The organism is Rhodococcus aetherivorans, assembly GCF_025722975.1.
GTDB lineage: Bacteria > Actinomycetota > Actinomycetes > Mycobacteriales > Mycobacteriaceae > Rhodococcus > Rhodococcus aetherivorans.
The window spans coordinates 211,285-225,594 of the sequence record NZ_CP106984.1; the positions used below are offsets into that span (position 1 = coordinate 211,285).

General features: G+C 63.5%; 10 protein-coding genes and 1 pseudogene. 4 read left to right on the plus strand and 7 right to left on the minus strand.

The annotated features are described in order from the left end of the window. Positions 1–118: 118 nt before the first annotated feature. From OCS65_RS29390 to OCS65_RS29410, 5 genes are all read right to left on the minus strand, one after another. The gene (locus tag OCS65_RS29390; RefSeq protein ID WP_263510557.1) at positions 119–1,075 is read right to left on the minus strand and encodes a 3-carboxyethylcatechol 2,3-dioxygenase; all 957 of its coding nucleotides are present in this window, start codon (positions 1,073–1,075) and stop codon (positions 119–121) included. Positions 1,076–1,209: 134 nt separating this feature from the next. Next, positions 1,210–2,079, minus strand: a complete 870-nt coding sequence (locus OCS65_RS29395; protein ID WP_085471007.1) for an alpha/beta fold hydrolase — start codon at positions 2,077–2,079, stop codon at positions 1,210–1,212. Further along, entirely contained in the window at positions 2,076–3,971 is a 1,896-nt protein-coding gene (locus tag OCS65_RS29400) for an FAD-dependent monooxygenase (RefSeq protein WP_455769735.1), read from the minus strand. Before OCS65_RS29400 ends, OCS65_RS29395 begins: the two co-directional genes overlap by 4 nt. 10 nt (positions 3,972–3,981) lie before the next feature. Then, positions 3,982–5,349: an MFS transporter gene (locus OCS65_RS29405; protein WP_263510607.1), complete on the minus strand. Its 1,368-nt coding sequence runs from the start codon at positions 5,347–5,349 to the stop codon at positions 3,982–3,984. Positions 5,350–5,723: 374 nt separating this feature from the next. Then, positions 5,724–6,464 (minus strand): GntR family transcriptional regulator, encoded by a 741-nt coding sequence (locus OCS65_RS29410; protein WP_094979944.1) that lies wholly within the window; start codon positions 6,462–6,464, stop codon positions 5,724–5,726. A gap of 229 nt (positions 6,465–6,693) precedes the next feature. On the opposite strand from OCS65_RS29410, the gene OCS65_RS29415 reads away from it, so the two are divergent. Then, positions 6,694–7,803 (plus strand): LLM class flavin-dependent oxidoreductase, encoded by a 1,110-nt coding sequence (locus tag OCS65_RS29415; RefSeq protein WP_263510558.1) that lies wholly within the window; start codon positions 6,694–6,696, stop codon positions 7,801–7,803. A gap of 29 nt (positions 7,804–7,832) precedes the next feature. Then, the gene (locus OCS65_RS29420; RefSeq protein ID WP_094979946.1) at positions 7,833–8,453 is read left to right on the plus strand and encodes a cysteine hydrolase family protein; all 621 of its coding nucleotides are present in this window, start codon (positions 7,833–7,835) and stop codon (positions 8,451–8,453) included. A gap of 73 nt (positions 8,454–8,526) precedes the next feature. Here the strand turns inward: OCS65_RS29420 and OCS65_RS29425 are convergent, their stop codons facing one another. Beyond that, positions 8,527–9,810 carry an IS256 family transposase gene (locus OCS65_RS29425; protein WP_263510559.1) on the minus strand — a complete coding sequence of 428 codons (1,284 nt, stop codon included), beginning with the start codon at positions 9,808–9,810 and terminating at the stop codon, positions 8,527–8,529. Positions 9,811–10,497: 687 nt separating this feature from the next. Then, the gene (locus tag OCS65_RS29430; RefSeq protein WP_106201864.1) at positions 10,498–11,073 is read right to left on the minus strand and encodes a GAF domain-containing protein; all 576 of its coding nucleotides are present in this window, start codon (positions 11,071–11,073) and stop codon (positions 10,498–10,500) included. 1,319 nt (positions 11,074–12,392) lie between these two features. Here OCS65_RS29430 and OCS65_RS29435 point away from each other — a divergent pair. Continuing rightward, a pseudogene (locus tag OCS65_RS29435) lies at positions 12,393–13,007 on the plus strand (alcohol dehydrogenase catalytic domain-containing protein); the annotation flags it as partial. Positions 13,008–13,077: 70 nt separating this feature from the next. Further along, positions 13,078–14,297 (plus strand): IS3 family transposase gene (locus OCS65_RS29440; RefSeq protein WP_263510492.1). Its coding sequence is split into 2 segments (ribosomal slippage): positions 13,078–13,387 and positions 13,387–14,297, totalling 1,221 coding nucleotides; the frame shifts between segments, so codons are not numbered across the junction. Positions 14,298–14,310 lie beyond the last annotated feature (13 nt).

The window sequence follows — 14,310 nt, forward strand, 5'->3', positions numbered from 1 at the left end:
AGAGTGACTAGTGGGCCTGTAGTAGTGCATTGCTTGATAACCGCGGCGGTGCGGTTATGGTCGCGCTCAGTTGGACTTGTCGAAGACGACAGACCTTTTCTTGGGGTGCAGCTGCCGGTCACTTCATGTGGTTCGAGGATCGAGTGAGGGCTGTCGTGATTCCGAATCCTGCTATCCACTCAGGTATTTCGCGGTAGAAGCTCGACGTGACCTGGTAGGGGCCGTTTGCGTGGAGCGCGGCGTAGGCGGCGATCCAGGTGCGCACCTCATGGGACGAGTGGCCGGCCTGCTCGACGAACCAGTCATTGGTCCACGTGTCGATTTGTTCGAGTTCGCCGGATGCCAGAATTTCGAGAAGATGCTGGTCCCAGTGGGGGTTCAACGGCTGAATGGTGGCGGTACCGGCAGCGAAGTCTCGCCCGGCGGCGATGACGCGTCGTTCGCGGACTTCGCGTTCGGCGTCGCTCGGATTGCGGCCGTCGATCAACCGTTCGCGCACTTGCTCAGGCGAGGTGGTGAACTGCGGAATCGGTGGGTCGTGGGAGAGTCCTCCGGATCCGACGAACAGGACGCGTCTGCCCAGTTTGTTGGCTGCTCGTCCGACAGCTCCGCCGAGCAGCCGAACTCGGCTGATGGGGCCGAGGGGTTCTGCGACGGAGTTGATGAAGATCGGCACAGTCGGTACTGCGGTGATAGATCCGACGAGTAGTTGTAGTGCCTGGGCGAAACCGTGGTCGACGTGCATGCGTTCGGAGAACGCCGCGTCGATGCCGCTGTCGAGTACTTCGCGCATAATAGTGTGAGCGGCGTCGCGGTCGACGTCGAGGGGGCCAGCTTCGGTGCCGTAGTCGCCGACGGACTGCGCAGCGGCTCCGATGCAGAACGGTGGCAACAGGTCGTAGAAGACCCCGTTGTAGTGGTCGGGGGCGAAGATGACGATCAGATCTGGGGCGAAATCGGCGATGAACCGGCGCGCGTGGTCGAAGGCGGCGTCGACGGCGTCGATGACTTCTTGATCGGGGTCGTTGCGTCCCATCAGGGGGGAGTGCGACATCGCGCACAGCGCCACAGGCATCGCGGAGTCTCCTTGCTGGTACTTCACGGCCTCTGCCCGGATGGTTCGAGCGAGAGCGGATGAGGTTCGTCGGATGGGTGGGTCCTGCCGGTGCCGCCAGGGGGTTCAGGGGAGGGCGGCACCGACTGCATCTGTCAACTGCGATCGAGGAGAAAATCCAGGTGCAGTTTGTTGAAGGTGTCGGGGTCTTCGTACTGGGGCCAGTGTCCGCAGTTCTCCATGACCGCCAGCTTGGCGCCGGGGATGTGGGAGGCGATGCGCTCTGCTTCGTCGACCGGACCGGAGGGATCTTTGGTGGTCCACAGAACCATCGTTGGCACGGTGATGCCGTGGAGGGTGGCATCGGTGATCATGTTCCGTTTGCGGGTTTCGAGGTCCTGCAAGGCCATGTTCATTTCGCATGCCTTGAGCCAGTCCGGTTGTTGGAAGATGGCCTGGCGGGTGCGGATGAGGTCGTCGGTGACCATGTTCGGGTCGGCCATGAGCCATTCGAGGCGTGCTTTGACGCGTTCCCAGCTCGGGTCTTTGGCGGCTTCCATCGACAGGGTGTAGAGCCGTTCCATTACCTGTGGGTTGGCCATGGTGCCGCCCATGGTGTTGAGCACGATCCTCTCGACTTTGTCCGGGTGGTCGTGAGCGAACTGGGCGGTGACCCATCCGCCCAGTGACTCGCCTGAGAAGGATGCCTTCTCGACGCCGATGGCATCCATGAGGTGCAGCACGTGGTCGATGTAGTGCTTGATCTCGAGCGGGTGATCGGGTTTGGCGGAGTAGCCATGGCCGATGAAGTCGATGGCCCAGACATTGAAATGCTCGGCGTGTGAACGCAGATTGCGGACATATGCTTCGGCGTGGCCGGTGATGCCATGTAGGAGAATGAGTGTGGGCTTGGAGTCGTCCCCGGCGTGCAGATAGCGGGTGCGGTATGGGCCGGCCTGGATGAACCCCTGGCTGAACTCGACCTGGTTCAGATCGTCCCAGACGCTGGTGTACGGGCGGGTCATGCGTGTGCTCCCTCGATTGGTGTGATGCTGGCTGTGGAGGCTGGTGTTGCGTCGTCGGCGGTGACGTGCGGGACGACAATCGGTACGGCGTGGGTGCTGTACTGGGGCGTACCGCCGTTCCTGGCGCTTGGGGTCTCGTGCGGGGCGCGGTCGAGGACGATGGTGAGCGCGTTCTCGAGGTGGGTGAGTGCTTCGCTGTCGTCCCATACCGGAGCGCTGTACCGCCAGGCGACGTAGCCGTCGGGGCGCACGAGAAGAGCCCCGGCCTCATGGATTTCACGGATCTGCCGCCAGTACCCGTACGAGTCGTTGATGCCCGCTTCACCGATGACTATGGTGCGCAGGAACGGTAGGTCCAATCTGGCAGCGGCACGTTTCCATGCCTGGCCGCCGATACCGGTGAGCAGGGTCATCTGTCCCTTGCCGGTGACGTCGAGGGTCGAGACCCGGGTACCGTCCGGGCCCACCAACCAGGCGTGTGGCAGCTTGGCGCCAGGACGAGTGGTGGCCTGCAGGTACAGTTCCCGGTCGCGTCCCCATACCTCCTCACCGGCTTCAAGGTCGGGGACCACCGCAGACGAGGCGTAACGCTGGTTGAGTTCGACGCCGTGGGCATTGAACTCGGTGTTCTTGACCTCGAGTGCCTCGTACAGGCGCTCGCGCAGGGCCGCGCCTTCGGGGGAGGGGTCTTTGAGCGTGATCAGGCCGGCGGTGACCGGGTCGTCGCTGGTGGGATCGAACCACTCGCGCAGACCGGCGTAGTCCTTGCGGGACTGGTTGGCGCGCGCGACGATCTGCCTGCCGACCGGGACCCGCTCGGGGGAGTAGGACTCGAGCAGTCCCGGTCCCGCGTATCCCTTGACGGCGTAGGCGATCTTCCAGGCAAGGTTGAATGCGTCCTGCATGGAGGTGTTCGAGCCCAGGCCGCTGCTCGGCGGATGCCGATGTACGGCGTCGCCGCCACAGAACACCCGGCCGGATTGATAATGCTCGGCCCACTGCTGATTGACGTACCAGAACGAGCGCGACACGATGTCGATGGTCAGCTCAGGGTCGCCGACAAGGGTACGGATCTGTTCGAGCACAACGTCATCGGATATGTCGGGTTCGCCCTGGGACATGTCGAAGCCCCATCCGGCGATCCACTGGCCCCAAGGTCTGATCGCCCGCAGCAGACCCATGCCGATCTCACCGAAACCGGCCTTGGAGTTGAAGATCCAATGCAGAATGCTTGGCCGGTGAGCGACGTACTTGCTCAGATCCGCGTTGAACAGGATGTAGGCGGTGCCGGCACGGGCGAGCTCGCCTTCGAAGGGCAGTCCGATCTGTTCGGCGATCTTCGAGCGGGCACCGTCGAAGCCGAGCAGGAAGCGCGCTCGCTGGGTGAACTCGGTGCCCGAGCGCACATCCCGGAATCTCACCGTGACACCGTCCTCGTCCTGGCTGTGATCGAGGTATTCGGTGTTGAAACTGATCAACGCACCGCGTTCGGCCGCGTTCTTGATCAGTACCGGTTCCATCAGGGGCTGAGGGATGTCGAGCATCGCGCACGGACTGCCGGCGAGATAGTCGCCGTACCGGGCGCCGGTGCCCCATGTTTGCATCCGGACGATTTCTTCACCGGCCAGACTGGTGGTGAACAGGGTGTCGCCCATCTGGTCCCACGGGGTGGCGTATGTGCGGGCTTCGTCTTCGACGCCCAGGTCGCGGAGTACTTCGACGGCGCGTTGGTTGGTGATGTGCGCGCGGGGTGAGTTTGCGACCCAGGGGAACATCGAGACGGCGTGGACGCGTACACCGTAGGTGGCCAGGGCGAGAGCGGCTGTGCCGCCGGCGGGACCGAGTCCGACGATGATGACGTCGGTGTCGTACGTGGAGTCGTGGTCGTTCATGGTGGTCACTTCACTTGTCCAAGGTCCGCAGGGACTGTGCGGCGTCGGTGGTGGGCGGAGTCGAAAAGGATGCGGTGGCAGTTGCATTCGGTGTCGAGGTGCGCTGGTCGGCAACCAGTTGGCGTGTCGCGCCCTTGCGTCCCCAGCCGCCGGGCAGCAGGATCACCGAGACCACCGAGATGGCCGAGACGATCAGTAGGTAGAGCACTATCGAGTTGCTGGTGTTGGTGGAGGCGTACAGGGCGGTCGCAATGGTCGGGGCGAACGCCGAGCCCGCGACCTGGGAGATCGTGTAGCCGATCGAGACGCCGCTGTAGCGCACATCCGCATCGAAGATCATGGTGAACAGCGATCCGGTTACTCCGGCGGCGGGGGCCATGGAGATGCCGAAGACCAGTACCTGCGCGGTCATGAAAAGCCAGGGGTTTCCGGTGTTGATCAGTGCGAAGGCCGGGCCGATCGCCACCCCCATGGTGACGGCGCCGAGCAGGTACATGGTCTTGCGGCCGAAGGTGTCCGACAGGGCGCCGAAGACGGGATAGAGGAGGACGGCGACGAGGCCGGCGACGAACACGCCGGCCAGCGCGAAGGTGCGGCTGATTCCGGCGACGGTGGTGCCGTAGGAGACGAGATACGCCATGCAGATGTAGGCGAACACTCCCTGGGACAGGTAGGTGCCGGCAATGAGGAAGATTTCTTTCCAGTGCTTGCGGAATGCGACGGCGATCGGCACCCGCACTACAGCACTGTTGGCTTTGATCTCGGCGAAGTCGGGGCTTTCGGTCAGGGACAGGCGGATGAACAGGCCGATTACGATCAGGACCGCGCTGAACAGGAACGGTAGCCGCCAGCCCCAACTGAGGAACTGCTCGTCCGGAAGTTGAGAAGCGGCGAAGAACGCCAGGGTCGCAATGCTCGTCCCGGCGGGAGCACCCATTTGTGAGAAGGAGCCGAAGAATCCTTTCTTCGCGGTGGGGGCATGCTCGACGGCCATCAAGGTGGCGCCACCCCATTCACCGCCTACGGCGAAGCCTTGAACAAGGCGCAGCAAAGTGAGCAGGATCGGAGCGGCGATGCCGATCTGGGCGTAACCGGGTAGCAGTCCCATCAGTACTGTGGCGGCACCCATACCGACGAGAGAGATGACGAGCATCTGTTTGCGGCCGACCCGGTCACCGAAGTGGCCGAAGACGATGCCTCCGAGGGGTCGGGCGAGGAATCCGACGCCGAAAGTAGCGAAGGACAACAGGATTCCGATAGCAGGTGAGACATCGGGGAAGAACAAGGTGGGGAAGACCAGTGCGGCCGCAGTGCCGTAGATGAAGAAGTCGTAGTACTCGACGGTGGTCCCTACGAAGCTGGCCAGGGCGACCCGCATCGGGGAGGTCTTCGTTGCGGAAGTCGGCGCGGTGGTCACGGTGTGGTTCCCCCGCTGCGAGTGTCGGAGCAGGCTGGCACTGCGAACAATGCTGGGTGCGAGGCGGTCGTCATGGCCGCGCCTTTCGTCTGAGATTCGTCGGGATGTCGAAGAGGGCCGCCGCAGAAAGGGGCCGAGCAACTGGAATGCTAGACGTCTAGCTGCGAAGCTACTCCAGCGCGAATGGTGACGCAAGTCTCTGTCGGAGGAGGCTGGATCGCTCTGTGGCGATCAATGTGATGCGGCGCTGCCTGAAGATTCAGCGCCGCAGGCGGGGCGGAAGCCTGTAGGCCTGCCCGGTCGTGCAGAATCCGTTATAGGGAGCGGGCTCACCATCAGCGCGATGGCTGAGCACTCGATTCGTCGCGGATGACCGCGATCGTGCCGACGATATGGCGCTCCATCGCCTCACGCGCCGCAGCGGCATCGCGATTTCGGATCGCCTCGGCGATCTCGTGATGGTCGTGCTGGCGGTCGGGGAGCGCGCTCGCGAGCGGGTTGGTGATGCCGGCGGTGTTGATCAGGAAATCCGACAGATCCCACATCCGCTGACTGGTCTCCTCCATGATCCGTGAATGCGCCATCGCATGGATGGCGGCATGGAATTCCCTGTTGTGAACTCGGTATCCGTGGGCGCGGACCTCGGGGTCGTCGGAGGCGATCAGCGCGTCGACGCGTGCAGAGATCAGATCCAGTTCCCGCACCTGGGTTTCGGTTCGCCGCGTGGCCGCCACCGCAGCAATGGCTCCTTCGAAACCACCGAACAGGGTGAAGAAGTCCTCGACCTCACGCGGGGTGTAGGAAACGACCTCGCATCCGACCTGGGGGACGATGTAGACCAGTTTGTCGCTCGAGAGGCGACGTAGGGCATCCATGACCGGCTGTTTGCTCACCCCGAATTCCTGCCGAATCGACTCGACGACGATCTTCTCGCCAGCGGTATAGCGGCCTTCGAGCAATCGGGTCTTCAAGATGTCGTAGAGCGCGGAGGACAGGCGTGCCCCGGAGGTGCGGACGTGCGCAAGGAGGGCGGCAGCCTCGGTGCTAGCCGTAGGGCCGGGATCGGTCGAGGTCATCGGCTCAGGCTTTCCGTCGGTTATCGGGTGGTGCTGGGAGTTGAAGGCAGCGACTTGCATTCTAGTACTTGTGGTGTGAGTCACTGTGAGCTACGTTCATCTGGAACGCTAGCATTCCAGTTCGCGATCAGCAGGCAGCATCCCCGATCGCGGAATCCACTCCGGAGGCATGCACACCCGCAGTGAGGCCGTCGGACACATCCCCGCTACGACGGGTAGGACGAGCCGAGTGCACACCACCGGGCCCCGTGCAAGGAGAAAACTTATGGAATTCTGTATCGGCACCTGCGCCAAGATCGATCAGGTCGCGATGGTGAAGCAGGCCGAGGACCTCGGGGTCACTCACTTCGGCGTCGGGGAAGGCCCGTTGCTGTTCTCCGATCCGTACCAGTTCCTCGCACTGGCTTCGCAGCAGACCACCGACATCCACCTGGGCACCATGGTCACCAACCCGCTGACCCGCATCGCCCCGGTCACCGCGAACTCCATGGCCACGCTCAACGCCCTGGCGCCAGGCCGAACCTTCCTCGGTATCGGTACCGCCAACAATGCGCTGCGTTCCATGGGCAACCGCACCGCGAAGATCTCCGAACTGTCCCACGCCATCGAGGTCTCCCGTGAACTGATGGCAGGCCGCCGGGTCAACCACACTTGGCTCGGACAGTCCCGGGAAGTGGAGTTCCTCGACAAAGAAAGCGGTTTCTACAACGTCACCAACCACATCCCGATCTGGGTTGCTGCCGGCGGGCCCCGCGGTCTCGCCGAAGCAGCGAAGTACGCCGACGCCGTCGTCTACTGCCTCGGACCGAACATCGACATGATCCAGATGATTCGCAGGCTCCTGGACAAAGCCGTCGCCGATGCCGGACGAGCGCCAGGCTCGGTCAAGCTCGTCTCGTTGTCCTGGTTCTACCAACTCGGCAACGGAGAAACCTGGGAAGACGGCGTCACCAACGGCTTCGGCTCCGGCCCGATCAGCTCATGCATCACCAACGCCGGACTGATGGACCAACACCGCGACGAACTCGGCGACTCGATCGTCGACGCCTCACTCACCGCCGCCCAGCAATACCTCGGCGACCCGAAAGCCGCGGACCAACCGCACTACCTCGACGTCTGGGCGAAGTACCTGCGCGGCCTCGACCCTCGGCACCGTCCGATCATCACCAAGGAACTCGTCGACTACTGGTGCCTGTACGGCTCTCCTTCCGAGCTACGAGAAAAAACAGCCCTGATGCGCGAGGCCGGCGTCGACATCCTCCAAGTCTTCCTGTCCAACCCACGCACAGCCGCCCGAGACATCGACAACATCGGGCATTCGATCCTCGCCCACGCCTGATCCTTCCCCGTTCTGCCCAGGAGATACTGATGGAACTCGACCCGCGTACCACTGCGCTCGTGGCTGTCCACTGTCAAGGCGACGTCGTCGAACCTACCGGCGCCTTCGCCGACTTCTTCTACCAGCAGGTGACCGAGCGCAAGGTCATCGACCGCATCGCCACTCTCATCACCGCCGCCCGTACCACCCACACCACGATCGTCTACACCCGGGTCGCATGGAAGCCGGACTTGTCCGATCTCGACGCCAACTCGCCCCTACTCGGCATGGTCGCCCAATCCGGTTGCCTCAAGGAAGGCAGCGAACTCGCCGAGATCATCGAACCCCTGACGCCGCATGATGAGGACATCGTGCTCACTCACCAGCGCATCGGAGCCTTCGCCCGTACCGACCTCGACACCATCCTACGCAGCAAAGGCATCACCACCCTCCTCTTCGTCGGTGTGGCCACGAACGCCTCCGTCGAGGGAACAGCTAGGGTCGCAGGCGATCTCGGATACCGAGTGGTGATCGTCGAGGATGCATGCTCTGCGGCCACTCTCGCAGCGCATCAAGCCAGCATCGACTCGCTCGCGCTACTGGCCGAGATCAGCACCGTCGACGAAGTCCGCGCTGCTTTGGCTACGACGATCACCGGCACCCCGGTTTGACCGCCGACAGCCAGTTCTCGGGCACAGCGCGTCGGGGTCCGTCAAGTTAACGGTGTAACTGGTTGAACTGTAGCTACTTTCGTCCAGCGGACAGGCGTCCGTCGAAGGTGATCTCGAAGGCGTTCAGTGCTGCCTTCCAGCGGTTGGACCAGCGTTGGCGGGCGGTGCCTTTGGGATCGAGGCTCATGATGGCCAGGTACACGCATTTCAGGGCCGCGGCCTCGGTCGGGAAATGACCGCGGGCCTTAACGGCCCTGCGGATTCGGGCGTTGACACTCTCGATGGCGTTGGTCGTGTAGATGACCTGTCTGATGGCGTTGTCGAACTGCAGGAACGGCACGAACTCGGCCCAGGTGTTGGTCCAGAGCCGGATGATCGCGGGATAGCGTTTCTCCCATTTGTCGCTGAACTCGGCGAACCGGTCCAGCGCGGCCTGCTCCGACGGCGCGGTGTACACCGGTTTGAGGTCCTTGGCGATCTCGGCCCAGTCCTTGCGGGAGGCGTAGGCGTAGGTATTGCAGAGGAGGTGGACCACGCAGGTTTGCACGATGGTCTGCGGCCACACCTGCCCGATCGAGTCGGGCAGATGCTTCAGACCGTCGCACACGACGATCAGCACATCCTGCACACCACGATTCTTCAGCTCCGACAACACCCGAAGCCAATACTTCGCCCCCTCCCCGTCGCCGTGCTCGCCGGCCCATAATCCGAGGATGTCGCGGGTGCCGTCCACAGTCACCCCCATCACGACGTAGATCGGCCGGTTGGCCACGTTGCCGTCGCGGATCTTGACGTGGATGCAGTCGATGAACAGCACCGGATACACCGGGTCCAGCGGCCGGTTCTGCCACTCGGCCATGCCGTCCATCACCCGTTCGGTGATCGTCGAGATCGTCTGCTTGGACACCTCGGCGCCGTAGACCTCGGCCAGGTGCGCAGAGATCTCACCGGTGGTCAGTCCCTTGGCCGACAGCGAGATCACCATGTCCTGCACCCCGGTCAGCCGCCGCTGCCGCTTGGCCACGATCTTCGGCTCGAACGAGGACTCCCGGTCCCGGGGTACGTCGAGCTCGACCGGGCCGGCCTCGGTCAGCACGGTCTTGGCGCGTCTGCCGTTGCGGGAGTTGCCGCTGCCCCTGCCGGCCGGGTCATTCTTGCCGTAGCCGAGGTGGTCGTCCATCTCGCCCTCGAGGGCGGACTCCACCACCAGCTTGGTCAACTTCGCCAACAACCCGCCCTCGCCGGTGAGCTGGAGGCCTTCGGCCCGCGCCTGATCCACCAGTTCCTGCAGCCGGGCATCGCTGACACCCACAGGTGCCGAGTTCGATTCGTCCTCACGATCAATCACATCGGTCATGGTGGTGCATCTCCTTTCAGAGTTACACCGTTGTTCTTACAGTCCCGCGCGTCGATGCCTATCCGCCCTCACATTGCTGATCTCAGACCAAAAAACCGTCTACATCAGCAGTTCGTATATGAAGGCCACCATTTGCGACGCCCGCCTCGCCCGGCACATGGCCGAAGGAACTTCGACGGTATGTGCTTGTGCGGTCCCGGTGAGCGCCTCCGTGGGGTGTTCTGTGAGGTATGCACTCGCGCCAAATAGAGCTGACACCGCGATACCGTCGGGCTGGCAGGAGTGCGCCGATCACTTTCCGTGCCGCCGGCACATCACCGGAAAGCATCGACGTTCTCCTCGGCCATTGCGCGAAGGTCTTGGCGGCTGCACGCGAAACGGCGGCAGCAGGCGTCTGCACCGTCGCGGTCGCTGGTCGGAGATGCCGATAGCCCTACACGGAGATCGGTCGCCCGTTGAGCAGTGTCCGTCGTAGTCGCCAGGTGCAATGCCGTTGGTCTCGACGATCCCAGCTGTGGCATCTGCATGCGGTCCGGTGCGTTGGCCTATCGGTGTTGTCTATGAATTGTCGGTGTCGGGGTCGAGTGTGAGGTGGTGGGTGATGATGTCGTGGGCAATGTGGGTGATCCTGCGGCGTTGGGTATATGCCATTGCTTGTAATCGGGCGAGGGCATCGGCGGCAGAGATCTAGAGTTGGACGGCGAGCATTCCTGCGGCGATGTGGACGTTGCCGCGGGGGAACAGTGCGGGATCCATCATGGGGGAAGAGGTGCGTGCGGGGTCGAGTTCATCGACGAGGGTGGGGCCGAGGGCGGCGGCGTAGCCGGTGGCGATGCGGTAGTGCTCGGTTTCGAGGGGGCCGGGTCTGGTCCGGTAGAGCTCGAGGACGCCGATATTGGTGGCATTGCCCACCGCGAGGGGGAAGGCGAAGAGGGCGCGGACGCCCAGGTCGAGTACCTCGGGGGTGAACATCGGCCAGCGGGTGGCGGTGGGGTCTGCGAGGTCGGGGTGTATCTCGGGGACGGATGTGCGGTAGGCGGTCAGGCAGGGGCCTTCGCGCAGGGTGAATTGGAGTTCGTCGACCTGCTCAGCGATGGTATCGGTGGCGTAGACCAGGTCTCGGGTGGTGTCACTGGCGAAGATTGCCACGGCTGCGCCGTCGACGCCGGTCAGATCAGCGCATCGATCGCAGTGGGTGCGGGTTCGGGTCAGGTGAGTCCCGGTCTGTCTGTCGGACCGGGCCGGGTCCTGAGGGGCGCTCATGATCTCGACTTCCCCGAAGATTGAGGGATAAACATGTCAGTTGATACTGACGTGACCGGTTGTATCCTGTCTATGGCCTGCACCGACTCGCCGAGCGAGCATGGGGATCGGACTTGGCGGCATATCATCACCACCGCACGCAGCGCCGACCGGTCGACGCGGTCGAATCCCCCTGAGGTCCTGTGTGTCCCGGCGGCCGGGCAATTCGATCACCGAGACCGCTATCCGCAGCGAAGTCACGCGCAGGGGTCCGCTCGCGATGTGAACGGTGGCGCGTCGATGCTGTTCATCATCGGAGGGATCCGCTCGTTCAAGGCTTTCCGGGCGGAGATGGATCGCCCCGGCCTCGGATACCACTGCGGAGGGTGACGAACCGTGCATGTAGCCGGCCGCACTCGTTCCTGCAGAGGCGAAGGGTGGGAGCGCCGGGGGGTGGCCCGGCAAGAGCAGCTCATCGGGTCACGGCTCGAATCGGTCGCGAGATAGAGGGTTGCATGCGAGCGGGTGATCTCACGGTGAATTACCTACTCGTCGGTAATAAATGGGCCGCAGGGATCGGGTGTCCGGTATGTGAACCGGGTTTTCTGGCTGATTGTCACGTGGTTCGTCGTATCGGTGACCTTTGTTGCTGTCTTCGGTCGTGTCAGCCGCGCCCGCGATCAACGTGAAATACCGCCACTTGACCAGGACAACGACGGTGAACGGTCGCGACACACGCCAACCGAGGCATGTAAGTGCAAGCGCGGAGCGCCGCTACAAGGTGCGCCCACCTCAGACGCCGCCGACCGAAATCGCCAATCGGCATCGCCCATCTCGACGATCCTCACGTTCTGGTGATCGAGGGCCATCCCGCGCTCCAGGGTTGTGCGGCCGTCCTGTATGAGGAGATTCGACCTGTAACTGCTGACAGGCATCCGGCCCGCCTTGACGCGCGACGCTGTGTTGTTTCCCGGCTGATAAGCCCGCGGGTGTACCAGCGAACCTGTCGACTGCGTTTGCCTCTCCGACCACACGCAGCATCTCTCCCCCGGGGGCTACGCGTAGTCGGCCGTGGTACGCGCCGGGACGCTCGTCGGCGGTCACTCGCAAGGTGATCCAGGTATCGACTAGCTCGGCGAGGTCGAGGCCGATGTCCCCGGCAGGGGGCGGGCCAGACCCGGTCGACGACCGGACCGATCGTCACCAGTAGGTGCTGCGGACGTCTCTGCGCGAGACGGCGACAACCGGTCGACGTCCGTTTCGGCTCGTAGCGTCGTGGGAACTCATTCAGATCAACACGCTGCCGTTCTTGTGGGGCGGCAGCCCTGTGAAGGAGGACCATGAAGGCTCTGACATGGCAGGGAAAACGCGCGGTGAGCGTGGAGAATGTCCCGGATCCGCAGATCCAGGAGCCTACGGATGCGATCGTGCGGATCACCTCGAGCGCCATCTGCGGTTCGGATCTGCACCTGTACGAAGTGCTCACTCCCTTCATGGACAAGGGCGACATCATCGGCCACGAGCCGATGGGCATCGTGGAGGAGGTGGGTTCGGCCGTCACCCACATCAAGGCGGGGGACCGGGTGGTGATCCCCTTCAACGTGTCCTGCGGCCACTGTTTGATGTGCGCCCAGGGTCTGCAGTCCCAGTGCGAGATCACCCAGGTGCGCGAGTACAACAACAATGCCCAGTTCCTCGGGTACTCCCGCCTGTACGGCTCGGTGCCCGGCGGGCAGGCCGAGTACCTGCGTGTGCCGCACGCGGACTACGGGCCGATCAAGGTCCCGCAGATCGGGGAGGACGAACGCTACCTGTACCTTTCGGATGTGCTGCCGACCGCCTGGCAGGCGGTGCAGTACGCCGCGCCGCCGCAGGGTGGATCGCTGGCGGTGCTGGGCCTGGGACCGGTCGGGCAGATGTCTGCCCGGATCGGCCGCCATCTGGGCTACGAGGTGGGGGGTTCCCCCTGAAGTGAGGACATCATGAACACTGGATCGTGAGGATCCAGAGGAAGAGATGTCACTGATGGCGATGAAGGCATACTCGGCAGAGTTCAAGGCCGATGCCGTCGCGCTGTACCTGTCCGACCCGAACCACACCTACGAGGGCATCGGCAAGGACCTGGGGATCAGCCGAGAAACCCTGCGTAACTGGGTACGCGCCGAACGTAAACGAACCGGTACATCCGAGGCCACACGTGCGCCCCGGACGTTGAGGTCGGAGCGCGAGGTATCGTCCGAGTCCGTGTTGGAAGAAGAGAACAAGCAGCTCAGAGCCCAGATCCGCAAGCTCGAGACCGAACGGGAGATCCTGCGCAGGGCCGCGAAATATTTCGCGGGCGAGACGAACTGGTGAGCCGCTTCCAATTCGTCGACGACCACCGCAACACCTTCCCGGTGAAGTGGCTGTGCCAGATCCTCGAGGTGTCCCGCTCCGGGTTCTACCGGTGGCGGGCCGCAGCGTCGGCCCGGGCCGAACGCGCCCGCGCCGATCAGGAGTTGGCCGAGCAGATTCGCGTTATCCACGCCGACTCCGACAGCACCTACGGGTCCCCACGGGTGACCGCCGAGCTGCGCGATGCCGGGCTCGAAGTCAATCGCAAGCGGGTCGAGCGGGTGATGCGCGAGCACGGGATCGTTGGGGTCCACCTGCGCAAACCGGTGCGCACCACTGTGCCCGACCCGGACGCGGCTGCGGTCCCGGATTTGATTCAGCGGGACTTCACCGCGAGCACACCGAACACCCGCTACGTCGGGGACATTACGTACCTCCCGGTAGGTGACGGCAAATTCCTTTATCTGGCAACGGTATTGGATCTACACTCCAAGCGTTTGGCGGGGTGGTCGATCGCCGATCATATGCGCACCGAGCTGGTCACCGATGCGCTGCGGGCGGCCGCGTCGGTGCGCGGTGCCGGTGGGTTGGACGGCGCAATTTTTCACAGCGACAACGGGAGCCAATACGCCTCGACCGACTTCGCCGACGTGTGTCGTGAATTGGGGGTGACCCGCTCGCGAGGTGCGGTCGGAACGTCGGCGGACAATGCCGCGGCGGAGTCGTTCAACGCGACGTTGAAACGGGAGACGCTGCAGGGTCGGAAGCGTTGGAACAGTGCAGGTGAAGCGCGTGTCGACGTGTTCCGCTGGGTCACGCGCTACAACACGAGAAGAAGACATTCCGCTCTCGGTCAGAGCTGTCCGATCGAATTCGAGAAGCGATCGGCTACGCTGGCCGCTGCCGCATAGGAACTGGTGTCCA